General features: G+C 63.9%; 12 protein-coding genes. 10 read left to right on the top strand and 2 right to left on the bottom strand.

All coding sequences use genetic code 11. The features are described from left to right. Positions 1-91: 91 nt before the first annotated feature. Both IFT75_RS19240 and IFT75_RS19235 read left to right on the top strand, forming a co-directional pair. Positions 92-8,440 carry a GH36-type glycosyl hydrolase domain-containing protein gene (locus tag IFT75_RS19240; protein ID WP_192056282.1) on the top strand — a complete coding sequence of 2,783 codons (8,349 nt, stop codon included), beginning with the start codon at positions 92-94 and terminating at the stop codon, positions 8,438-8,440. A 116-nt stretch (positions 8,441-8,556) separates the two neighbouring features. Next, positions 8,557-9,687 (top strand): lactonase family protein, encoded by a 1,131-nt coding sequence (locus IFT75_RS19235; protein WP_192056280.1) that lies wholly within the window; start codon positions 8,557-8,559, stop codon positions 9,685-9,687. A 22-nt stretch (positions 9,688-9,709) separates the two neighbouring features. On the opposite strand, the gene pcsA is transcribed toward IFT75_RS19235, so the two are convergent. Next, positions 9,710-10,429 carry a phosphatidylcholine synthase gene (gene pcsA / locus IFT75_RS19230; protein ID WP_240998720.1) on the bottom strand — a complete coding sequence of 240 codons (720 nt, stop codon included), beginning with the start codon at positions 10,427-10,429 and terminating at the stop codon, positions 9,710-9,712. A 406-nt stretch (positions 10,430-10,835) separates the two neighbouring features. Here pcsA and ppnN point away from each other — a divergent pair, with 406 nt between their 5' ends. From ppnN to IFT75_RS19190, 8 genes are all read left to right on the top strand, one after another. Then, positions 10,836-12,209 carry a nucleotide 5'-monophosphate nucleosidase PpnN gene (gene ppnN / locus IFT75_RS19225; protein WP_122476974.1) on the top strand — a complete coding sequence of 458 codons (1,374 nt, stop codon included), beginning with the start codon at positions 10,836-10,838 and terminating at the stop codon, positions 12,207-12,209. Positions 12,210-12,745: 536 nt separating this feature from the next. Continuing rightward, entirely contained in the window at positions 12,746-13,504 is a 759-nt protein-coding gene (locus tag IFT75_RS19220) for an enoyl-CoA hydratase/isomerase family protein (RefSeq protein ID WP_192056278.1), read from the top strand. 254 nt (positions 13,505-13,758) lie between these two features. Continuing rightward, positions 13,759-14,823, top strand: coding sequence for an ABC transporter substrate-binding protein (locus IFT75_RS19215; protein WP_192056276.1), 1,065 nt, complete (start codon positions 13,759-13,761; stop codon positions 14,821-14,823). Positions 14,824-14,835: 12 nt separating this feature from the next. Then, the gene (locus tag IFT75_RS19210) at positions 14,836-15,900 is read left to right on the top strand and encodes an ABC transporter ATP-binding protein (RefSeq protein ID WP_192056274.1); all 1,065 of its coding nucleotides are present in this window, start codon (positions 14,836-14,838) and stop codon (positions 15,898-15,900) included. Continuing rightward, positions 15,897-17,600 carry an ABC transporter permease subunit gene (locus IFT75_RS19205; RefSeq protein ID WP_192047159.1) on the top strand — a complete coding sequence of 568 codons (1,704 nt, stop codon included), beginning with the start codon at positions 15,897-15,899 and terminating at the stop codon, positions 17,598-17,600. The genes IFT75_RS19210 and IFT75_RS19205 overlap by 4 nt, the downstream gene beginning before the upstream one ends. Before the next feature lie 3 nt (positions 17,601-17,603). Continuing rightward, positions 17,604-19,145 (top strand): AMP-binding protein, encoded by a 1,542-nt coding sequence (locus IFT75_RS19200; RefSeq protein WP_192056272.1) that lies wholly within the window; start codon positions 17,604-17,606, stop codon positions 19,143-19,145. A 104-nt stretch (positions 19,146-19,249) separates the two neighbouring features. After that, on the top strand, positions 19,250-20,047 hold the full coding sequence (locus IFT75_RS19195; protein WP_197975699.1) for an IclR family transcriptional regulator: 798 nt from the start codon (positions 19,250-19,252) through the stop codon (positions 20,045-20,047). Between the two features lie 183 nt (positions 20,048-20,230). After that, positions 20,231-21,553, top strand: a complete 1,323-nt coding sequence (locus IFT75_RS19190) for a substrate-binding domain-containing protein (RefSeq protein ID WP_192056270.1) — start codon at positions 20,231-20,233, stop codon at positions 21,551-21,553. Positions 21,554-22,159: 606 nt separating this feature from the next. Here the strand turns inward: IFT75_RS19190 and treS are convergent. Continuing rightward, positions 22,160-24,223, bottom strand: coding sequence for a maltose alpha-D-glucosyltransferase (gene treS, locus IFT75_RS19185; protein ID WP_122476963.1), 2,064 nt, complete (start codon positions 24,221-24,223; stop codon positions 22,160-22,162). Positions 24,224-24,385 lie beyond the last annotated feature (162 nt).

The following is a 24,385-nucleotide window of genomic DNA, read 5'->3' as shown; positions in this document are numbered from 1 at the left end:
CCGCTTTTCTCCGCAACGACGGCGAACTGTCCAATGGCACATCCTTGGATGTGCCATGCTGCATGGCCCCTTCGGGTAACGGACAACCGCCATGAACGCGTTTCTGAATACCCCCTTCCGGGCTGCCCTGCGCAGCGATCCCTGGCTTGCCACCGCCCCCGTACGTGAAGAACTGTTCGGTATCGAACGCCTCGAACAGCATGCCCAGAGCCTGGCTGCTGCGCAGACCGTGAGCGCCCGGCCGCTACGGGTGTTGTCGTTGCAACGTCGCCTCAAGGACAACGCTCAGGTGCTGCTGGTGGCCTACCGGGCCAGCGCGGCGGCGGTGGCCGATGGAATCGCCGTGGTGCCCGCCGCCCAGTGGCTGCTGGACAACTACCCTCTGGTCGAAGAGCACGTCCGCGGCGTCCGCGAGGACCTTCCCGCAGGCTATTACCGGCAATTGCCCAAGCTGGCGAGCGGGCCCTTCGCCGGCTACCCAAGGGTGTTCGGCCTGGCGTGGGCGTTCGTCGCGCATACCGACAGCTTCTTCGATCCAGCGACGCTGCAGCGCTTCATCGACGCCTATCAAAAGGTCCAGCCGCTGACCATCGGCGAGTTGTGGGCGGTGGCGATCACCCTGCGGATCGTGCTGATCGAAAATCTGCGACGGCTGACCGATCAGATCACCGCCGCTTACCTCGCTCGCCTGGATGCCGAAGCTCTGGCCGATCGCCTGTTCGCTGCCGGCTGTGCGCAAAGTGCGCTGGACGACGACATCCGCAGCCGCAGCGCCGAGCCGTTGTCGGAACTGTTCGCCGCGCAATTGGCCAAGCGCCTGCGCGACAAGGACCCGATCACCACCCCGGCCCTGGCCTGGCTTGCACAACGCCTGCACGAACAGAACAGCAGCGTCGGCCAGGCCGTCAGTCACGCCCAGCAGCGCCAGGGTGCCTCCAACCTCAGTGTGCGCAACGTGATCACCAGCCTGCGGCAGATTTCGTCACTGGACTGGGCGCAATGGTTCGAAGACGTCAGCCTGGTGGACGCCAGGCTGCGTGCGGGCAGCCGTTTCGCCGCCATGGATTTCACCACACGCAATCTCTACCGCAGTGCCATCGAACAGTTGGCACGCGGTTCCACCTTTTCCGAACTGCAGATTGCCGAGCAGGCCCTGCAGTTGACCAGCGCCAGGCCCGAGCAGGAACGCGAAGCCGATCCTGGCCACGTACTGATCGCCGAAGGCCGACCGCTGTTGGAAGCGGCGATAGATTTCCATCCATCGGTCGGCTTGCGCTGGCTGCGCTGGCAACGGCAGCTAGGCGTTGGCGGCTATGTCGGCCTGCTGCTGGCACTGACCGCCGGGCTGCTGGCCATCCTGGTGGCACTGCTGCCCGCCGCGCCGGCCCTGTGGCTGACGGCATTGGTGGTGCTGGGCGCGCTGCCCGCCTCACAGCTGGCCAGCGCCCTGCTCAACCGCGCGGTGACACGATCCTTCGGCGCCATCGCACTGCCGGGGCTGGACATGCTCGAAGGCGTGCCCAGCCCATGGCGCAGCCTGGTCGCTGTGCCCACCCTGCTGGGCAGCGAGGCAGATCTGCTGGAAGACATCGAGCAACTGGAAGTGCATTACCTGTCGGGCAACTGTGGCGAGCTGTATTTTGCCTTGCTGGTCGATGGTGGTGACGCCGCTGAACAGCACAGGGACGACGATCGGACCCTGCTCGAGGCCGGCCATGCGGCCGTGGCCACACTCAATCGGCGGCACGGTCCGGGCGAGGCCGGCGCGCGATTCATGCTGCTGCACCGCGAGCGCCGCTACAACCCGGCACAGGGATGCTGGATGGGCTGGGAGCGCAAGCGCGGCAAATTGCACGAGCTCAACCGGCTGCTGCGCGGCGATGCGCACACCAGTTTCGGTGAGCAGACCGTGCCGGCAGACGTGCGTCTGGTGATCACCCTGGACGCCGACACACGTCTGCCCCGCGACGCCGCGCAGAGGCTGGTGGGCAAGTTGGCGCACCCGCTCAACCGACCGCGGCTGAGTCGCGACGGACGCAACGTAGTCACCGGCTACGGCATCCTCCAGCCACGGGTCACGCCGAGCCTGCCGCTCGACGCCGAAGGCTCCCTGTACCAGCGGGTGTTCTCCAGCCCAGGCGGGGTGGACCCCTATGCCGCAGCGGTATCGGACGTCTATCAAGACCTGTTCGGCGAGGGTTCCTACACGGGCAAGGGCATCTACGATGTGGATGCCTTCGAGGCCGCCCTGGACGGCCGTGTACCTGACGACAGCATGCTCAGCCATGACTTGTTCGAAGGGATTTACGCGCGGGCCGGGCTGGTCAGCGAGATCGAAGTGGTCGAAGCCTTTCCGGCGCGGGTCGACGTCGCGATGCGTCGGCAGCACCGCTGGACAAGAGGCGACTGGCAGTTGCTGCCATGGCTGTTGAAGGCGCAACTGCCGGCACTTGGTCGCTGGAAAATCATCGACAACCTGCGTCGTTCGCTGGTGGCGCCGGCCACTTTGGGCGCCCTGCTGGTCGCCTGGTGGCTGCCTGGGCCGGCGGCCTGGATCGCAACTTTGGCCGTGCTTGCCTGCAGCGCCCTGCCTGCCGTGTTGGCACTGCTCCTGGCTGCGCCGCGCAAGCGCCCGGCGGTACTCTGGCGCAGCCATGGCCAGCGCCTGACCCATGACCTGCGCCTGGCCAGTTGGCAGTTCGTGCTCGACCTGGCGTGGTTGCCCGACCAGGCCTGGTCGATGGTCGACGCCATCTTCCGTAGTGTGTACCGGGTCTTTCACAGCAAGCGCCTGCTGCTGGAATGGACCACTGCCGCCCAGGCCGGCGCAGCGCCGCGCCCGGGCCTTGGCGCACACGCTCGACGCATGGCCCCGGGACTGCTGCTGGCCTTGGCCGGTTGCGCCGTCGCACTGGCCAAGGCGCCTGGCAATGCCGCGCTGATCGTGCCGTTTGCCCTGCTGTGGCTGACGGCCCCATTCATCGCACAATGGGTCAGCCGCAGCAGCTCGATCACTCCCTGCGCGCCCGTGAACGCCACGCAGGCACAGGACCTGCGGCTGATTGCCCGACGCACTTGGCGCTACTTCGAAACCTTTGTGACGGCCGGTGACAACCACCTGCCGCCCGACAATTTCCAGGAGCAGCCCCACCCGGTGGTTGCCCACCGCACCTCACCGACCAACATGGGCCTGTACCTGCTGGCGGCCGCCAGTGCGCGGGACTTCGGCTGGGCCGGCACCCGCCAGACCTTGCTGCGCCTGGAGGCGAGCCTGGCGGTGATGCAGACGCTGGAACGCTTTCGCGGGCATTTCTACAACTGGTACGACACCCAGGATCTGCGCCCGCTGCCGCCGGTGTACGTGTCGGCGGTCGACAGCGGCAATCTGGCCGGGCATTTGATCGCGTTGGCCAATGCCTGCGAACAGTGGGCCGAGCAAGGTCCGCTGGACCCCTCCTCCGGGCTGCACGACACCCTCCTGCTGGTCATTGAAGAACAAGGGCGCAGCCAGCCGCTGACCCAGATACAGGCGCACCTGCAGACCCCGTTCGACCTCGGTCGACAGGCAGTCGCCAGGCTGTTGGGGGAAATCCCGGCCGACCCTGGTAATGGCGTGTGGCTGCCAGCCTTTAAACAGGCATTCGCGGCTCACCTGGATGACCGCCAACTGCACGGCGACACCTCGGCGCGCCTGCGAGCGTTGGCCGATAACGCGCGGCGCATGGCCATGGACATGGAGTTCGGCTTTCTGCTCAACCGCAAGCGGCAGTTGCTGTCGATCGGCTACCGCGTCGCCGAGCAGCAGCTGGACAGCAACTGCTATGACATGCTGGCTTCCGAGGCACGCCTGGCCAGCTTGTTCGCCATCGCCAAGGGCGATGTCGCCACGCGGCACTGGTTCCGCCTGGGCCGCAGTGCCACACCGTTGGGCAATGGCTCGGCCCTGATCTCCTGGTCCGGGTCGATGTTCGAGTACCTGATGCCGTCCCTGGTGATGCGCGCCCCCGCCGGCAGCCTGCTGACCCAGACACAACGCCTGGTGGTGGAGCGTCAACAGGCCTACGGCAAGTCGCTGGGCATCCCGTGGGGGATTTCCGAATCGGCCTACAATGCGCGCGATCTGGAATTCACCTATCAATACTCCAACTTCGGCGTGCCCGGCCTCGGGCTCAAGCGTGGGCTGGCCGACGACCAGGTCATCGCACCCTATGCCACGGCATTGGCAGCGATGGTCGACGCTCCCGGCGCCTGGGCCAATTTCGCCACACTGCGGGCATTGGGCGCGATCGGCCAGTACGGTTTCTACGAAGCGGTCGACTACACCCCGACACGCTTGCCCGAGGAGACTTCGCAGGCAATCGTGTGCAACTACATGGCTCACCACCAGGGCATGACAGTGGTGGCCATCGCCAACGTGCTGCTCGACGGTGCCATGCGCGAGCGCTTTCACCGCGAACCGATGATCCAGGCCAGCGAGCTGTTGTTGCAAGAGCGCATGCCCGCCAATGTCGCAGCTCTGCAAGCCGCTGCCGAACACGGCCATAACGTCGCCGCAGAGACGCTGGAAGGTCGCACCCAGCGCGCCCTCGATGGCCTGCCGGTGGCAGCGCCGATCACCCATCTGCTCTCCAACGGGCGCTATTGCGTGATGTTGACCGGTCTCGGGACTGGCTACAGTCGCTGGCGCGATCTGGCCGTGACGCGCTGGCGCGAAGATCCGGTACTGGACCCGTGGGGCTCCTTCGTGTTCGTGCGTGATCTGAATCGGGACACCCTGTGGTCCGCTGCCGACACCCGTGCGCACGGTTGCCTGGGCGAGGTCACGTTCGCCGAGGACCATGCCCAGTTCATCAGCCACCGCGACGGTTTGACCAGTACATTGACCGTGCTGGTGTCCGGCGAGGACGACAGCGAAGTGCGCTCACTCACCTTGACCAATCGCAGCGAGCAGACCCGCTCCGTGGAGCTGACCACCTACAGCGAACTGGTACTGGGCGCCGCTTCGGCCGACAGCGCTCACCCGGCCTTTGCCAAGTTGTTCGTGGTTACCGAGTACCTGCCTGAATATGCCGCGTTGGTGGCTACCCGGCGGCCGCGCAGCAGCGAGGAGCCGCAGGTCTGGGCCGCTCACTTCGCAGTACTCGACACGCCGCTGGACGGCCCGGTGCAGTACGAAAGCGACCGCGCCGCCTTTCTCGGCCGCGAGCACACCTTGCTCCAGGCCACCGCCCTGAAGGCCGGCGCAACACTGTCCAACAGCGTCGGCACGGTGCTCGACCCGCTGTTCGCCCTGCGTCACTGCCTCAGCATCGCTCCAGGCCAGAGCGTGGACATCGCCTTCTGGACCGTGGTGGCCGACAGCCGCGAAGCGCTGCTGGGCCTGATCGACAAGCACCATGAGCACAGTGCCTACGAGCGCGCCAAGACCCTGGCCTGGACCCAGGCACAGGTGCAACTGCGCCATCTGGATATCGACGCCGAGGCGGCAGCCGACTTCCAGCGCTTGAGCGCGTCCCTGTTGTACGCTGACGCTCAATGGCGCGCACCAGCGCTGAGCATCCTGCGCGGTGCAGGCAGCCAGGCCGGCCTGTGGCCAATGGGCATCTCGGGTGACCTGCCCGTCGTACTGCTGCAGATCGACGACATCGAAGATCTGCCGCAAGTGCGTGAACTGCTGCTTGCCCACGAATACTGGCGAATGAAGCGCCTGAGCGTGGATCTGGTGATCCTCAACGAGCGTGACGCCAGCTATCAGCAGGACCTGCAGATTGCCGTGGAAACCGCAGTGCGCAGCAGTCAATCGCGACCCGGACCCAGCGCGGTATTGAGCCGCGGTACGGTGTACACGCTGCGGGCCGACCTGTTGCCGGGCGATGCGCGCAGCCTGTTGCTGGCCACCGCGCGCCTGGTGCTGCGCGCCCACAGCGGATGCATCAATGCGCAGATCGGCCTGCGTCCGAGCCAGGGCGTACCTGATCGCAAAGCGCAGTGGCCGCAACGGGCGACGAGCGTTGCCGCTACAGCCGGCGCCCCCGAGGCGGTCGAGGAAGTGCTGGAGTGTTTCAACGGCCTGGGCGGTTTCGCCGATGAAGGCCGCGAGTACGTCACCCTACTCGACCGGGGCGCGTGTACCCCGGCACCCTGGCTGAACGTCATCGCCAATCAGAACTTCGGCTTCCAGGTCTCGACCCAGGGCGCCGGGTACACGTGGGCGCTGAACAGCCGGGAGAACCAGCTCACTCCTTGGGGCAACGACCCGGTGGGCGACGCCAGCGGCGAGGCCCTGTACGTACGCGACAACGCCAATGGCGTCATCACCGGGCCCTGTGCATGGCCCGTGCGTGACGAAGGGCGCTACAGCGCGCGGCACGGGTTCGGCTACAGCCGCTTCGAGCACAGCGCCAACCAGTTGCACATGGGTCTGCTGCAATACGTGCCACTGGAGGACGCCGTCAAGATCAGCCGTCTGAGCGTGCGCAACCTCAGCGACAAACCGCGCCGGCTCAGTGTGTTCAGCTACCTGGAATGGGTGCTGGGTACCTCGCGCGCGGCCACCGCCGCGGGGCTTATCAGCGAAGTGGATGCTCGTACCGGGGCCCTGCTGGCACGCAACCCGTGCGCCATCGCCTTTGCCGGACGCGTAGCATTTTCCGACCTGGCCGGTGGTATCGGCCACTGGACGGCCGACCGCACCGAGTTTCTTGGCCGTCACGGCAGCTACGCCGCCCCGGCTGCGCTCGCCTCTTCGGCGCCGTTGGCCGGCGCCAGCGCCGCCGGGCTCGACCCCTGTGCCGCCCAGCAGCATGAAGTGCTGTTGGCAGCCGGGCAGCAGATCGAACTGGTATGGCTGGTTGGCCAGGCGCCGTCGCTGGAACAAGCCCAGCGTCTGGTGCTCAAGTACCGCCACGAACATCTGGACGGGGTGCTGCAACGCGTGCGCGACAGCTGGGCCGACAGGCTCGAAGCCGTGCAGGTGCGCACCCCGGACCGGGCGCTGGACATCATGCTCAACGGCTGGTTGCTGTACCAGACCATCGTCTGCCGCCTCTGGGCACGCTCGGCGTTCTACCAGGCCAGTGGCGCCTACGGCTTGCGCGATCAGTTGCAGGATGGCTTGGCCTTGAGCCTGGCAGCACCGCACCTGACCCGCGAACATCTGCTGCGCGCTGCAGGTCGGCAGTTCGTCGAAGGCGACCTGCAGCACTGGTGGCTGCCTCATTCCGGTCAGGGGGTGCGCACCCGCATCAGCGACGACCGGGCCTGGTTGGCTTATTGCACTGCCGAGTACGTACGCAGCAGTGGCGATGAAGGGGTGCTCGACGCCCCTGTCGCTTTCCTTGAAGGTGAGCCCCTGGTCAGCGGCGAAACCGATCGCTTCTTCCTGCCGCAAACCGCTGCGTCATCCGCTTCCCTGTACGAGCACTGCGCCCTGGCGCTGGACTGCAGCCTGGAGCAGATGGGCGACATGGGTCTGCCGCTGATCGGCAGCGGCGACTGGAACGATGGCATGAACCGGGTGGGTGAACAGGGTCGCGGCCAGAGTGTCTGGCTGGGCTGGATGCTGCTGGCCAGCCTGGAGCGCTTCATCGCCTTGGCCGCCCGGCGCGACTGCCCGCGGGCACAGCGCTGGCAGCAAGCCTACCTGCAGTTGCAGACCGCGCTGGAAACCCACGCCTGGGATGGCCAGTGGTATCGCCGCGCAACGTTCGACGATGGCACGTGGCTGGGCGCCGACGGCAATCAGGAATGTCGCATCGACTCGATCGCACAGAGCTGGGCGGTACTGTCCGGCGCCGCGCAGCCCGAACGAGCCCAGCAGGCCATGAGCGCAGTCAATGAGCATCTGGTGCGACCGGCAGACGGCATCGCGCTGCTGTTCACTCCGCCGTTCGAGCACTCGCCGCACGATCCCGGCTATTTGATGGCGTACCCACCCGGCCTGCGCGAAAACGGCGGGCAATACAGCCATGCGGCCATGTGGGCAATTCTGGCCTTCGCCAGGCAGCACCGCGGTGATGAGGCACTGGCGTTGATCGACCTGCTCAACCCCATCAACCATGCGTTGGACGCCGCCAGCGTGCAACGCTACAAGGTCGAGCCGTATGTGATCGCCGCGGATGTCTATTCGGTTGCGCCCCATGTCGGGCGTGGCGGTTGGACCTGGTACACCGGCTCGGCCAGCTGGATGTACCGCGCCGGCATCGAGGGCATTCTCGGTGTGCGCCGCGAGGGACAATGGCTGCTGCTCGACCCTCGTATCGCGGCCCGGTGGGCAGGGTTCAGCGTGCAGGTTCGCGTGCCCGGAGGGCACGTGCACATCAGTGTGGAGCGCAGCGACGACGGTGGTCGTGGCTGCCTGCTGGACGGTAAGCCACTGGTGCTGGATGAAGGTGTCGCGCGCATCCCATTGGCACCGCACCTGGTCCACTACACCCTGTAGACGGCGCCTGGCTGGGTACGCTGGCCATCGGCCCAGCGTACCCAGCCGGGGCGCTTTACTTCGTCACCACGCACTCATAGGATGACTGACTACAACAACAAAGCCGAGGTTCTTCCATGCGTAAACATCTGCTTCTTGCCGCCGCCATCGGCTGCGCCGGCGGCCTGGCCCAGGCCAGTACCTTCGCCTATATCTCGAGCCCCGAGGACGGCATGATTTCCCAGTACCGCCTGGACGAAAACACCGGATCGCTGACGCTGGTGCACCAGACTCACGCGGGCGACCAGGTCAATCCCATGGCCCTGAGCCCCGACGGTTCGACCTTGTACGCCGCCCTTCGGGTCAAGCCGTTCCGCGTCATGGCCTATCGCATCGACCCGGCCAGCGGCCAACTGGACGCCGCCGCCGAAGCCCCGCTGGCAGCCAGCCTGGCATACCTGAGCACCGACCGTACCGGCCGCTACCTGATGGGTGCTTCCTATGGCGGCAATGTGCTGACCGTGCAACCCATAGATGCCGAGCACCGGCCCGGCGAAGAGATCAAGGTCTACCCGACCGGCCCCTACGCCCACTCCGTGCGCAGCGACCCCAGCAACCGTTTCGTCTACGCAGGCAATCTGGGCGTGGACCAGGTGTTGCAATTCACGCTGGACGACAGCAGCGGCGCCCTGGAACCCATCGGTAACGGCCATGCCTCGGTCACCGCCGGCAGCGGCCCGCGGCATATCGCGTTCGCGCCAGGCGGCAAGTTTCTCTACGTGGTGGGCGAGCTGAGCGGTACGGTCGACAGCTTTTCCATCGACGCGCAGACCGGGGCCCTGACCAAGGTCGCCCATGTCGAAGGCGTGCCCAAGTCGCTGAGCCTGGCGCACGGCGAGATTCGCAATGCCGGCAACAACGACCTCAAGGATGATCCGACGCCACGTATCTGGGCTGCGGACATTCGCGTATCGCCTGACGGTCAGCTGATCTACATCACTGAACGCACCACCAGTTCGGTCTCGGCGTTCAAGGCCGATCCCGCCAGCGGCACGCTGAGCTTCCAGGGCAACTACCCGCTGCAGGAGAAGCAGCCGCGCAACATCGCCTTCTCGCCCAGCGGACGCTGGTTGCTGGTGACCGGGGAAAAGGCCGACAAGGTGGGCAGCTATGCCGTGGGCGCAGCGGGTGCGCTGACCCGTACGGCAGAAGCGCCTTCTGGCAAAGGCGCCTTGTGGATCGAGATGTTGAACCTGCCGGGCGCTTGACCGGCTGCTGCTTGATCGGCTGCTAGGTGCGCGTGCGGCCGATCCATTCGACCGCCGTACGCCAGAAGCACACACCCAGGAAGTACGCCGACATCAAGCTCCACAGACCCATGGCCACTGGGTTGCTGGCGGGATGGTTGAGGATCAGCACGAAGGTGCACAGCAACCAGATCGACGTCACTGCGATGTTGACCGCCATGAAGCGACGAACCCGGAACGGGTGCAGGAACTTCATCTTGGTGACGGTCAGCAGCGCCAGCCCGACAACGGTGAGCAGCGCGATCCACGGCGACGGCGAGATGATGTACATGCACAGCGCAACCACGTTCCACGCCGCAGGAAAGCCGACGAAGTAGTTGTCCTTGCTCTTCATGTTGACGTTGCAGAAGCAGAACAACGACGACACCAGAATGATGCTGACGGTGATCAGCAAGGTGAATTCGGGCAGTGGAATGTAGCGATAGATGAACAGTGCCGGAATGAACACGTACGTCAGGTAATCGATGACCAGGTCGAGTGTCGAGCCGTCGAAGTGTGGCAGCAACGACTGGGTGTTGAGCTTGCGTGCCAGTGCACCGTCGACGCCGTCGACCACCAGCGCCAGGCCCAGCCACAGCAGGCAGATTTTCGGCTGGCCGTCGAACAGCGCCAGTGTGGCAAGAAAGGCCAGCACCACGCCGGTGGCGGTGAAGCCGTGGGCGCCCCATGCTTTGAGCGTGGCCGAGGGTCTGATCAGTATCACGGGGTGTTCTCCAGGAAGTAGACGGGCCATGACAACCGCTGGCAGGTATCCACAGCATTGACCCGAAAGCGGCACAAGTAAATGAATGGGCCGCAGCTATCGACCGGGCGTGTGGGTGTAAGGTTCACGACTCGGTCAACGTAAGTGTCACAGGTAACCCGGTGCGCTGCCAAGCGATTCACTGCATTGGAGTTTTTGTGGCGACGGACGTTGACCGCCGCGCGGCACCGCGGAGTAAGATGAAGCCGGTGTCCAACTGCCCCAAGATTGGGGCGGAACCGGTTTTTCACCCGCAGGACCAGCAGATTCAGCGCCCGGGCCAGACAGCCTGGCGCCGGTGAAGTCGCTCATTATCCGGATGGCGCGGCCCATGTGGCCGCGCTACGTTGCGTTAAGGGAATATAGAATGGCCCCAAGAAATGTGATCAATGCGTCGGTGAGCCCCAAGGGCAGCCTGGAAACCCTCTCCCAGCGTGAAGTGCAGCAACTCAGTGCCGCCGGTTCAGGCAGCACCTATACCCTGTTTCGCCAGTGCGCCCTGGCCATTCTCAATACCGGCGCCCATGTCGACAACGCCAAGACCATCCTCGACGCCTATCGGGATTTCGAAGTGCGTATCCATCAGCAGGACCGTGGCGTGCGCCTTGAGCTGCTGAACGCCCCGGCGGACGCCTTCGTCGATGGCGAGATGATCGCCAGTACCCGCGAGATGCTCTTCAGCGCACTGCGCGACATCGTCTACACCGAAAGCGAGCTGGACAGCCAGCGCATCGACCTGAGCGATTCCCAGGGCATCACCGACTACGTCTTTCATCTATTGCGCAACGCCCGCACCCTGCGTGCCGGCCTCGAGCCGAAGATGGTGGTGTGCTGGGGTGGGCATTCGATCAACTCGGACGAATACAAATACACCAAGAAAGTCGGCCACGAACTGGGCCTGCGCCGGCTGGACATCTGTACCGGTTGCGGCCCTGGCGTGATGAAGGGGCCGATGAAAGGCGCCACCATTGCCCATGCCAAGCAGCGCATGAGCGGCGGGCGTTACCTGGGCCTGACCGAGCCGGGCATCATCGCCGCGGAAGCGCCGAACCCGATCGTCAACGAGCTGGTCATTCTTCCGGATATCGAGAAGCGTCTGGAAGCGTTCGTACGGGTCGGTCACGGGATCATCATCTTCCCCGGCGGCGCAGGGACGGCCGAAGAGTTTCTGTACCTGCTGGGCATTCTGATGCATCCGGACAACCAGGGCTTGCCGTTCCCGGTGATCCTGACCGGCCCCAAGAGTGCGCAGGCGTACCTGCAGCAGCTGGACCAGTTTGTCGTAGCGACCCTGGGCGAAGCGGCTCGGCAGCATTACCAGATCATCATCGACAACCCGGCCGACGTGGCGCGGGAGATGACCGAATCGCTGAAGCAGGTGAAGCTGTTCCGCCGCGAGCGCAACGACGCCTTCCACTTCAACTGGCTGTTGAAGATCGAGGAAAGCTTCCAGCGGCCGTTCGACCCGACCCACGCCAATATGGCCAATCTTGAACTCAGCCACGCCCTGCCCCCGCATCAACTGGCGGCAAACCTGCGCCGGGCGTTTTCCGGGATCGTGGCGGGCAACGTGAAGGACAAGGGCATTCGTCTGATCGAAGAGCATGGCCCGTACCAGATTCGCGGTGATGCCGCGATCATGGAACCGCTGGACAAACTGCTGCAGGCGTTCGTCGAGCAGAACCGCATGAAACTGCCAGGTGGCGCAGCCTATGTGCCGTGCTACCGCGTCGTGACCTGACCCGCCCCCGTACGGTGGGAGCGGTCATCGGCCGCGAAACCACCACCGCGTAATACCTGACACCCCGCCGCGCCCTTCGCGGCCACAGACCGCTCCTACGATTTGAACCCTGTAGGAGCGGTCATCGGCCGCGAAACCACCCCCGCGCAATACCTGACACCCCGCCGCGCCCTTCGCGGCCACGGACCGCTCCTACGATTTGAACCCTGTAGGAGCGGTCATCGGCCGCGAAACCACCCCCGCGCAATACCTGACACCCCGCCGCGAATCTTTCAGCCGTTTACTCAAGCCCAAGAGCGGTCATCGGCCGCGAAACCACCCCCGCGCAATACCTGACACCCCGCCGCGAATCTTTCAGCCGTTTACTCAAGCCCAAGAGCGGTCATCGGCCGCGAAACCACCCCCGCGCAATACCTGACACCCCGCCGCGAATCTTTCAGCCGTTTACTCAAGCCAAGATTTCCAAACAAACCTGTTGCGCATCCCGCGAGATAATTCTATCGTTATTCCACATCAACTATCGCATTGAGATAAACATGTCAGACATCGTGCTAGAAATCAAAGGGCCTGTCGCTGTCATCACCCTCAATCGTCCGACAGTGCTGAATGCCTGGACCACGCCGATGCGTAACGAAATCATCGAAGCCTTGAACGGCTACAACGCCGACCCGGAAATCAAGGCCGTGATCATGACCGGCGCTGGCGACCGCGCTTTTTCGGCAGGCCAGGATCTTTCCGAAGCCCACGATTTCGACGGTGACCGCGCCGTTGAATGGGTCGGCGAGTGGGAGCGCTACTACGCCACCCTGCGCGGCCTGTCCAAACCACTGATCATCGCCCTCAATGGCACGGCTGCAGGTTCCGCGTTTCAGGTCGCACTGCTGGGCGACATCCGCGTTGGCCACCCAGGCGTGCGCATGGGCCAGCCAGAAATCAACTCCGGCATCCCCAGCACTACCGGTCCGTGGATCATGAACAGCATGCTGGGCATGTCGCGCACCATCGAGCTGACGCTGACCGGCCGTTTGATGGACGCCGATGAATGCAAGCAGATCGGCTTGATCCACCATTTGGTGCCAGCCGATCAAGTGATGAGCAAGGCCCTGGAAATCGCCGAAGAACTGGCCGCCAAGCCCCCGATCGCCATGCGCCTGGACAAACAGCGCTTCCGCGAAATGAGCGAGCCTGGCTTCAAGGACTGCATTGCTGCCGGCCGTCGCCTGCAGAAGGAGGCATACGACTCCGGCGAGCCACAGCGAATGATGGAAGCCTTCTTCAAGGCCCGCGCCAAATAACGCCCTGCCTTGTGAAAGTGAGTTGATTGTGGGAGCGCGGCTCGGCCCGCGAAGGCAGCAACGCGGAGTCACTGATATACCGCGGAGCCCTTTTCGCGGGCAGAGACCCGCTCCCACAGAGCCCGCTCCCGCGGGAAATGATTTCATCGCACCACGCACGGCGGCGGCCATGTACCTACCCCGGCTCTTGCAATGCTTTGACTGCCGACGTCCTGACTACCCAACGATCCATTCGTTTTCTGTAGGAGACTGTCATGCACACACCTTCCAACCCCGGACGCCGTCGATTGCTCAAGGCCGGCGCCACGGTCGCACTGGTCTGCGGCCTGCCCAGCGTGGTCCGCGCCGCCGATAAACAGATCATCGTCTCCGACCCCGGCGGTCCCTACACCGTGGCCTACCGCAAGGCTTTCTACGACCCCTTCGAAAAAGCCACCGGCATCAAAGTCATCAGCGTAGCGCGTGAGTCCCAGCCGGTGGCGCAGTTCTCGGCCATGGTAAAAACCCGCAACTACGTGTGGGACGTCACCACCCTGACCATTTCCGCCGACATCCCCTACCTAGAAGCCCAGGGCTTTCTCGAACCGATCGGGTTGTCGGCGAGCGAATACCCTGACCTGCTTCCCGAAGCCATCACCGCCAACTTCCTCGGTGTCGACGTGTACTCCACTGTGCTGGCCTACCGCACCGACACCTTCAAGGACGGCAACGGCCCGCAGAGCTGGGCAGATTTCTGGAACGTCGAGAAATTTCCCGGCCGCCGCTGCCTGCGCCGCAGCCCGCTGGACACACTGGAACAGGCCCTGCTGGCGGACGGCGTCAGCCTCGACGAGCTGTACCCGATGGACGTCGACCGCGCCTTCAAGAGCCTGGACAAGATCAAACCGCACATCGACCTGTGGTGGACCTCGGGCGCGCAAGCCATGCAAGCCATCCAGAGCGGCGAAGTCGACATGATCTCGGCTTGGAACGGCCGCGCCCAGGCCGCCATCGACAACGGCGCGCCGGTGCAGATCGTCTGGAACCAGGGGCTTTATTCGATCGAAGGCTGGGCCATCCCCAAGGGGACGCCGCACGCGGACATGGCCAAACAGTTCGTGCGCTTCTGCGCCGATGCCAAGCGCCAGGCCGACTTCACCGACACCCTGGCCTACGGCCCGACCAACCGCAAATCCTTCGAGTTCATCCCCGCAGAGCGCGCGGCGCTGCTGCCGACCGCCCCGCAGAACCTGGAAAACATGCGTCTGCCCAGCCCTGCCTGGTGGGCAGAGAACCGCACTGCCGTGACCGAGCGGTTCAACGCCTGGATCTTGTCGTAAGGGAGTCGATGCATGAGCGTGAAACTTGAAACCCGTGGCCTGGGCAAGACCTATGGTCAGTTCGTCGCCCTGCAACCCACCGATATCCAGGTGCGCGAAGGCGAGTTCCTGACCCTGCTCGGGCCTTCGGGCTCAGGCAAGACCACCCTGCTGCAGATGATCTCCGGGTTGGTTCCACCGGACAGCGGGCAATTGCTGATCGATGGCCAGGACGCGACCCACATCGCTCCAGGAAAGCGTGGCATCGGCTTGGTATTCCAGAGCTATGCGTTGTTCCCGCACATGAGCGTGCGTGACAACGTGGCGTACGGGCTGCGCATGCGCAAATACCCCAAGGCCGAGGTCAACCAGGCGGTCGACGACGCTTTGGGCATGGTGCGCATGGAGGATTTCGCCCATCGCTACCCGAACGAACTGTCCGGTGGCCAGCAACAACGGATCGCCCTGGCCCGCTGCTTCGCCTACCGTCCCTCGATCATCCTGCTCGACGAGCCGCTGGGCGCCCTGGACAAGAACCTGCGCGAGCACATGCAGCTGGAAATCCGCCGCATGCACAAGGAACTGGGGGCTACGTTCATCTATGTCACCCACGACCAGGAAGAGGCGCTGACCCTCTCGGATCGCATCTGCCTGATGAACCGCGCGCGCATCGAACAGCTGGCCACCCCAGAAGAGCTCTACGATCGCCCGGCAACACGCTTCGCCGCCGAGTTCATCGGCCACTCCAATCTGCTCCAGGGCCAGCGCGACGGCACCGGCCACCTGCAGGTCGAAGGCCAACGGCTGGACCTGGCAGGCTGCGCCGGGCACCAGGCGCCGAGTGCCGGGACGGAAGCGTTCCTGCTCATCCGGCCCGAAGCCGCGCGCCTGACCGAACCCACTGCCGGCTTGCTGCAGGGCATCGTCGATGAATGCGTATTCCTGGGCAGCGACACCCGCGCCCTGGTCCGCCTGCCTTCGGGCAACCGCTTCAGTGTGCGCTGTTCCCGCGAGCTCAGTCCGCGCGTCGGCGATCCGGTTGGCATCGCCTGGAATCCCACACGGGCCACCCTGCTGCCCGCGCAGGCCACCTCATGAACTGGCGCAAAGGCCTGATTCCGGCCATCCCCGCCCTGCTTTTCCTGGCACTGTTCTTTCTGCTGCCGGTGGCGGAAATGCTCATGGGCAGTTTCCAGAACGCCAGCGGCGAGCTGAGCCTGGGCAATTTCGAACGGATCGCATCGACCCCGGTGTACGCCCGCGTTCTGGGCATTACCTTCTGGATCTCGGCGCTGACGGCCGTGCTGTCGGTGCTGCTCGCGTACCCAGTGGCCTACTTGCTCACTCGACTCTCGCCCATGGGTCGCGAGCGTTGGCTGTTGTGGATCATGCTGCCGTTCTGGACCAGCTACCTGGTCAAGACCTATGCCTGGATGCTGCTGCTGTCACGCAAAGGCCTGCTGACCACGCTTGCCGCTGACGTGCTGGACAACCCGTCCGGCCTGGTGCCCGCACTTTCGGGGGTGTTGATCGGCATGGTCCACTCGATGCTGCCGCTGGCGGTGATTACCCTGCTGCCGATCATGCGCAGCATCGACCAGCGCCTCGCGCCGGCCGCACAGACGCTGGGCGCCAGCGGTTCGATGAGTTTCTTCAGCATCTTCCTGCCGCTCTCGGCCCCCGGCATCGCCGCGGCGGGTCTGCTGGTGTTCATTACCAGCCTGGGTTTCTTCATCGTCCCTGCGCTGCTGGGTTCGCCACGGGAAATGATGGTGGCGCAGCTGGTGATTTCCTCGGTGCTCGACCTGTTCGACATGAACTTCGCCGGCGCTCTTTCGGTGGTGCTGTTGGCCTGCTCGCTGGTGGTGTTCGTGATCTACGACCGCATCGCCGGGCTGTCTTCGCTCGGCGGCGAGGCGCCCAAGGAACGTCAGTCCGGAATGGGCCTGCAGATTCTGATCTGGCTGGGGCACTGCTTTTCGGGCCGGGGCAAGGCGCCGCGGCGCAGTGGCGATGGCGCCTTGCTGACCGGTTACAGCGTGCTGCTGGTCATGCTGCTGATCCTGCCCGTGCTGGTGGTCGTTCCGCTGGCATTCACCAGCAGCCCGTTCATTGCCTTCCCGCCCAAGCTGTTCAGCTTGAAGTGGTTCGAGGAGTTCTTCACTTCCGCGGTGTGGCAGGCCGCCCTGTTCCGCTCGCTGGGCGTCGGTGTGGCCACCGCGCTGCTGGCGCTGGTGTTGGGCTTCGGTGCGACCCTGGCCTTGACGCGGGTAAGCGCCGGGTGGCGCAAAGGCCTGTTCGCGTTGTTCATCGCCCCGCTGATCGTGCCGCGCATCGTGATTGCACTGGGCCTGTTGTACCTGTTTTCCAGGCTTGGCCTGGCGGGCAAGGACATCGGCCTGGTGCTGGGCCACACGGTACTGGCCCTGCCCTACGTGGTGGTCACCCTGTCGGCGGCGTTCAAGCAGTATGACTGGCGCCTCGACGATGCCGCGCGGATTCTCGGCGCCGGCGCGTTCACCCGGCTGCGCACCGTGACCCTGCCTCTCATGTCGGCGAGCCTGGTCTCCGCGTTTCTGCTGGCCTTCATCACCTCGTTCGACGACCTGACCATCGCCATTTTCGTCAGCGGTGGCATCAATACCACGCTGCCCAAGCAGATGTGGGACAGCATCCAGCTGGCGCTCACCCCCACCCTGGCTGCGGTTTCCACCACGTTGCTGGTGTTCATCGTGTTGTTTGCCGTCATCGCCCAATGGGTATCGCGGCGTTCCACTTCCAAACGTCAAGGGCTCTGAACGATGCATCCATACACTCGCTTCTTCCCGCATCGCATCAGCCACGATCAGCTCACCACCGCGCCGCTGATCCATGCCGGCCTGCTGATCGACGACCATGCCGTGCGCGTCACCTTCGAGGGCCGATCGCTCGCTACCCTGGAGTTGCGCCAACGGGTCGCCGCCTTGCAGCAGGTCCTGGCCGAACGCGGCCTGCGCGCCGGACAACGGGTAGCCGTCATGCTGGGCAACAGCGACGACCAGATCGTGTTGATCTACGCGCTGATCCTCAGCGGCCTGGTGTGGATTCCGATCAACACCAAGTTGCGCGGCCCTGGCCTGGACTACCCCTTCGAGCACGCTCGTCCGGACCTGGTGGTCGGCGACGCCGAGTTTGCCGAACGCCTGGCGGACAGCGCTGCCGCCCAGCTCGACTGTGTCGGCATCGACGTGCTGCACGAGCAGGCCCTGGCCTACCCGGCGGCGGACCTGCGGCTCGAACACAGCGCGGCGGATGCCACGCTGTGCGTGATCTACACCTCCGGCACCACCGGCGCGCCCAAGGGCGTGGTGTTCACCCACCGCATGCTGCGCATTGCCAGCGAGGCAGTGCTGCAAGTGGCGGATGTGAAGGCCGGCGACCGCCTGTTGTTGTGGGAGCCGCTGTGCCATATCGGCGGGGCGCAAATGCTCTTGATGCCATTTCTGGCCGAAGTCAGCCTGAACGTGGTGCAACGCTTTTCCGCCAGCAAGTTCTGGGCGCAGTGCGTGCAAGTGCAGGCGACCCAGTTGCATTACCTGGGCGGCATCATCGATATCCTCATGCAGCAGCCGGCCGAGCAGTGGCCTGTCCGACATAGCTTGCGTACCCTTTGGGGTGCGGGTGTGAGCCTGACCAATTGGGCAGCGATCGAGCAACGTTTCGGTTGTCCGCTGCGCGAGTGCTATGGCATGACCGAGTGCTCCAGCTTCGCCACCTTGAACCGTACCGGCAAGCCGGGCTCGATCGGCCGCGCCTTGCCCTGGCTGAGCGTAGAACTGCTGGATAGCGACGGTACGCCGGTCGAAGTGGGGCAACTGGGGGAAATCGTGCTGTCCAGTGAAGTCGAGGGCGTTTTCCTGCCCGGCTATCTGGACAACCCAGAAGCCACCGCCAGCGCCCTGCGCGATGGCCGGCTGTTCACCGGTGACATGGCACGCATGGATGCCGAGGGCGACCTGTTCTTCGTTGGACGCCGCACCGACAGCATGCGCGTGCGTGGCGAGAACGTTTCGGCCTGGGAAGTGGAGCGGGTGTTCAGCGCCCACCCTGCGGTGAAAGCCTGCGCGGCGCTGGGCGTCGAATCGGCGGTGGGCGAGCAGGAGATTCTGCTGTTCGTACAACTGGAGGCCGGCACCACTGCGCACTGGCAGGCCATGCGCGAGTGGGCGGCGCTGCGCTGCGCCTCCTACCAGTTACCACGCTACTACCAACAAGTGGAGCAGTTCGAGCTGACGCCCAGTGAGCGTATCAAGAAGCACCTGTTGCCCAAGGATGTCACCCAAGCCTGGGACAGTCGCGGTTGAACGATGCGCCGCGAGCGGCCTGTGCGGTAACGGTTTAGTGAATAGCGATAGAAAGTGCCGGGTAACTGCCGGATAATCGGTTTTTTCACCAATGTGTTGCGTTCATGGCCAGTACCCCGAAGAAACCCCCTGCCGACCCAACGGCCTCCTCGCTCTACGTGCAGTCCGTCGACAAGGCCATGAAAGTGCTCATGGCCTTCGACGGCAGCCAGCGTCAGTTGTCGCTGTCCGACATCGCCGGGCTGACCGGGATGGACCTCAGCGCCGCACAGCGCTTCACTCATACGCTGGCAACCCTGGGCTACCTGAACAAGGACAGCAGCAAGAAGTACGAGCTGTCGCCGCGGCTGCTGGACTTCACCTACCACTACCTGACGTCCAGCGAACTGGTGACCCGTGCCGCGCCCTACCTGCAGCAGTTGAGCGCGGACACCGAAGAGGCAACCAACCTGACGGTGCTCGACGGCACCGACATCGTCTATGTGCAGCGGATCGTCAGCCGACACGTGTTCAATGCCAGCGTCATCATCGGCACTCGCCTGCCGGCCTGGTGCACCGCGCCGGGCCAGGCGCTGCTGGCGACCTACAGCGACGACGAAGTGAACGCTATCTTCGACCGCAGCCAGTTCGTCCAGCACACGCCGGCGACCATCACCGACCGAGAGCAGATCTGGGCCAGCATCGAGCAGATTCGCCAGCGCCGCTATGCGCATACCGAAGACCAGTTCTTCTATGGCGACGTGTCCACGGCGGCAGCCATCGTCGATGGCAACGGCCGGGGCATCGGCGCGGTGAACCTTGCGGTATCCCGCTCGCGCTGGGTACCGGAACGCGACAGCAAACGCTATGCCGACCTGGTGATCAGCGCGGCGTCGTCGATCTCGATCAAGCGCAAGGTTTGAGTTTCAAGCGAGGACGGCGTCAAGCCCTTCGCGGCCGATGACCGCTCCTGCAGAGGCATCGCGAATTACTGTAGGAGCGGTCATCGGCCGCGAAAGATTCGATGCGGTCTACCCACCACCCCCGTCATCCCCCTGCAACATCACTGTCTTAATCTGCGAGGCTTCCCGATCCGGTGAGCTGCTATGCGCCGTCTGCTTCTCATTCTGTGCATCCTGAGCCTGGGCATGAGCCTGAGTACGGGCGCGCTCGCCGATTCGGCCACCTTGCGCATCCAGGGCTCCAACACCATGGGTACGGAGCTGGTTCCGGCACTCATACGCGGCCTGCTCGAAAGCCGAGGCCTGGCCCCTGTCCAGACACTCGATCCTTCCACGGGCGAGCTGCTTATCACCGCCCATGAGCCGAACGGTACTGCGTTGCGTTTCGAAGTCGGCGCCCACGGCTCCAGCACAGGCTTCGACAGCCTGTTGGCCGGGCAAGCGGATCTGGCCGCCTCCTCCAGGCCCATCAGTGACCAAGAGCGCAGCCGACTGGCACCCCTGGGCGACCTGAGCGGCTTCGGCGCCGAACACGTGATCGGCATCGACGGCGTGGCCGTGATCGTCCATCCCGACAACCCCCTGCGGCAGCTGACCACTCGCCAGCTTGCCCAGGTATTCAGCGGCGAAATCAACGACTGGAACGTACTAGGTGGCCGTGGCCCGATCCATGTGCTGGCCCGCGATGACCGCTCGGGCACATGGGAGACATTTCGCGACCAGGTACTGACCCCACATGCCGGGCGCCTGACGGCCCATGCGGTCAGGCTGGAGTCCAGCGAGCAGCTGTCGGATCGGGTCAGCGCCGATCGATACGCCATTGGCTTCATCGGCCTGGCCTCGATACGTGGTGCCCGCGCGCTGGCCATCGCAGATGGCGACAGCCAGTTCATGGCGCCTACGGTCAGCCTGATTGCAACCCAGGACTATCCCCTGAACCGCCGGCTGTACCTGTACAGCCCACCAATGCGCCCCTCGCCATGGGCCGACGCATTGATTGCTTTCGCGCAGAGCGAACCGGGACAGGCAGTCGTTGCCCAGCAAGGCTTCGTGGCGCAAACGGTGCAAGCCATGAGTGTCCCCGCCTCGCCCGACATGCCCATGCTGTACCAGCAATTGGCCCGTGAGGGCCGGCGTCTGTCGGTGAGTTTCCGCTTTGCCGAAGGCAGCGCCACGTTGGATAACAAGGCAATGGCCGATGTGGTGAGGGTGCAGGATTACCTGCGCAGCCATCACCTGCTGCAGAACAAGACCACACTGGTGGGGTTCGGTGATGCCAAGGACGATTCCGCCCGCGCGGTGTTGCTGTCCCGGCTACGCGCCATGGCGGTTCGCCGTGAACTGGCCAGGGCGGACGTGCTCTTCCGCGATATCCAGGGCTTTGGCGCGCAACTGCCGGTGGCGACCAACGCGGTCGATGAAGGGCGGATCAAGAACCGTCGAGTGGAAGTCTGGGTTAACCCATAGCTCGGGGCACCGTGATTGATGCCGACGGCAGACACAAAGTGTTACCGGTGATGCCTACGCGGGAACGAATACGGGTAACAAGGGAACAGATCTGCGTCACTCTGCCGCACGCAGCATTCTCAGTAAATTCAAGTCATTGATTTAAAACGATTTGTGAAAGTTGGCACGCGCCCTGCTATGTCATACGTACAACAATAACAACAACGCGATAAACCAATAAGAACAAGATGAAACGACTCTGACATAACAAGAACAAACGCGACAGAGGCGTAGCTAACAGATTTTTTTGGAGAGGAAATGCTTTTCAGGGGCTAGCCCCGCAGCCAGGTAGAGAACAACAAAACTACGTTCAGTAGCTACCCACTGGTTGGATCGACGATAAAAGCAGATCAGCGCTCAAAAAAATACGTTTGCTCTTGACCCCGCTTGGGGGTCGCACAACAAGCGGCAAGGGCCACGGCTGACAAATACAACAACAGGTCGCCCCTCAATAATAAAAAAGAGCATGCAACAAACCCTTGAGGGGAGCCCAGGCTCCCCTCAGTGCTTTCTGCGATCTGGCTTTGCAGGCCCTGGCGCGTATCAAACACCAAGGCCTGCAACCGGTCAGATGGGCGAGGCACTCACCACACGCAGAGCCAGACCCTCGTACGGATCCAGGGTAATTGTGAATTCACCGGCTTCGGTCAAATCACCCTCAACCCGCTCGTTGATGATGTCCACCACAGGTCCCGCAGCGATACCCGGCAGATGCAACGTCTCCACGATCGGTTCATTGCTGAAGTTCAAGGCGGTGATCTGGGTACCCTTGCCGGCGGGCAACTCGTGCACCATCAGCAACAGACCCGGGTGCTGAACATCCGGAATCAGGATTTGCTTGCTGGCGGCGATGTCATACGCACGCCGTACCGCCAGAATCTTCTTCAACTGCGAAGCGAAGCTGTCCGGGCGTTGCAACTGATCTACCAGGTTGCCGTAAAGCGTCTTCGGACGCGGCATGTTGCCCGCAGAAAATTCAGCCTCGGGATCGAGCCCTACCAGGTCGTAGGCGCCGCGATGGATCCAGCGCGTGTCACCGTCTTCCATCAAGTGCGCGACCTGCTCGGCCGGCAAGGTCAGCGCGCCGACCAGATCCCAGCCCGACAGCGCGAAAACGCCAGGTTGCATGGCGTTGTACATCACCAGGAGCAGATGAATGTGCTGGATCTGCTTGATGTCCTGATCGGTGATCGCCTCCAGGTCGCGGATGCCCAGTGCCGCCGTGATGATACTGGCGGTGGTGCAGGACACCCCATTGGTGACGAATTTCAGGTTGTAGGGTGCATGCTCGCCGGCCAGGCGCTCGTACATTTCCTCGCGGATGTGCTCGCGCAGAATGTTGCCGGGGAAAGTCTGCCCCTGGTACAGATAGGTGTCGTGGGCGTGCAGCGTCCAGAAGTGCACCAGTTCGAGGGTCAGCTCGTCGTGGTTCTGCAAGGCGTGGATCAACGAGGCCGGGTCGATACCGAATGCGTGAACCTGACGCAGCATGAGGCGCAGGAACTCGGTATTGCCCAGCAGCAACGCGTGTTGATAGGCCGGCCGAGTGATGAAGTCATAGGACAGGTCCGCGCCGCCATGGGACATCGAGGCGATGTCGTCAATGGTGAGGTTCAGTTCCTGGAAGCTGAAACCACCGGCCTTGCGAATGGCGCCACCCAACAGCTGGTTGCCGTTCACCGACAACGGGTGGCTTTCCGACCAGGCCGGGCCTTCGGCACGACGCTCGACGCCGAGGAAACCGTTGGCGTCCAGACGCAGGATGCGCGCACCCATGACGTCGATGGAATGCAGGGCATCACCAATGATCATCTGCTGGGCGGCGAAGGTCGGGTCCAGCCAGTTCAGTGATGGCTGGCCTTCCTTGAAGTAGTGCAGGTAGACCCAGCGTCGCGCCTTGCCGTCCACGCCAACCACCACTGGGGTTGCACTCCAGTCGGTTTCCTTGACGCCGGGTTCGAAGAAGATCACACGTTGCAATTGACCAACGATGTAGTGCTTGTCCTTGAGGATGTCGCAGACTTCCGGGGTCAGGTTGATCGCGTCGCGCCCGGCCGGCACTTCAGGCAACAGCCCCCAGTCTTCTTCCTTGATCTCGACCATGTGGTAGAGGCCTGGATAATCCGCGTGGGCCATTTCGGCCAGGCGGAAATCCGCGCCCTTGCCGGTGTGCGAAGGGATCGCGTCGTCGATGACCACAGCATTGTGCGCTGCAGCCATGCGGCTGAGCTGGATCATGTCGGCTTCGGTACCCAGTTCGGGGTCGATGTCGAAGCTCATGCGGTCGAAGTTGCCGTCGACGCTGGGGGTGCGATCACGTCCACGCAGACCGCCGGACAGTTTCAGCGGGCCGTTGTGAATACCTTGGATGCCGATCTCGGACAACGCATGCCACAGGGTCTCATCGCCAAGGGCCTGCAGTACCGAGCCCTCTTCGCGTGTAACGATGGAAGCCGGGTAGGCCGTGAACCAGACCGAAGCAATGGCTGATGCATCCCGAGGCCTGGCCTGGGCGTAGGGTCGTTGCCACAGCCGCGCTTGTCCGGCATACAGCTTGGCGCGCTGTTTGGCGGTATGCAGCATGGACTGGTCGACCAGCCACTGGATGTAATCCTTGTCCGGCGTCGTCATCGTTACTTGCCCTCGAAAAGTGTCCTACAGTATGAGTACGACGGAGGATTATCGTTGCATCCGTCGAGGATTTCCCTGAAGGCGCCACGCTGACCTGATCCGATGAACGGTATAAAGCATTGTGCCATCAGGCCGATACAGCAATTGGCAGGGGATCATCCC

Source organism: Pseudomonas sp. CFBP 8758 (genome assembly GCF_014841725.1).
In the GTDB taxonomy this organism is placed as follows: Bacteria; Pseudomonadota; Gammaproteobacteria; order Pseudomonadales; family Pseudomonadaceae; genus Aquipseudomonas; species Aquipseudomonas baltica.
This window is presented reverse-complemented; position numbering and strand designations above follow the sequence as displayed.

Coding starts and splice junctions, on each gene's coding strand:
- IFT75_RS19235 (WP_192056280.1), top strand. CDS start 8,557: ATGCGTAAACATCTGCTTCTTGCCGCCGCCATCGGCTGCGCCGGCGGC.
- IFT75_RS19210 (WP_192056274.1), top strand. CDS start 14,836: ATGAGCGTGAAACTTGAAACCCGTGGCCTGGGCAAGACCTATGGTCAG.
- IFT75_RS19215 (WP_192056276.1), top strand. CDS start 13,759: ATGCACACACCTTCCAACCCCGGACGCCGTCGATTGCTCAAGGCCGGC.
- IFT75_RS19195 (WP_197975699.1), top strand. CDS start 19,250: ATGGCCAGTACCCCGAAGAAACCCCCTGCCGACCCAACGGCCTCCTCG.
- ppnN (WP_122476974.1), top strand. CDS start 10,836: ATGGCCCCAAGAAATGTGATCAATGCGTCGGTGAGCCCCAAGGGCAGC.
- IFT75_RS19205 (WP_192047159.1), top strand. CDS start 15,897: ATGAACTGGCGCAAAGGCCTGATTCCGGCCATCCCCGCCCTGCTTTTC.
- treS (WP_122476963.1), bottom strand. CDS start 24,223: ATGACGACGCCGGACAAGGATTACATCCAGTGGCTGGTCGACCAGTCC.
- IFT75_RS19220 (WP_192056278.1), top strand. CDS start 12,746: ATGTCAGACATCGTGCTAGAAATCAAAGGGCCTGTCGCTGTCATCACC.
- IFT75_RS19200 (WP_192056272.1), top strand. CDS start 17,604: ATGCATCCATACACTCGCTTCTTCCCGCATCGCATCAGCCACGATCAG.
- IFT75_RS19240 (WP_192056282.1), top strand. CDS start 92: ATGAACGCGTTTCTGAATACCCCCTTCCGGGCTGCCCTGCGCAGCGAT.
- IFT75_RS19190 (WP_192056270.1), top strand. CDS start 20,231: ATGCGCCGTCTGCTTCTCATTCTGTGCATCCTGAGCCTGGGCATGAGC.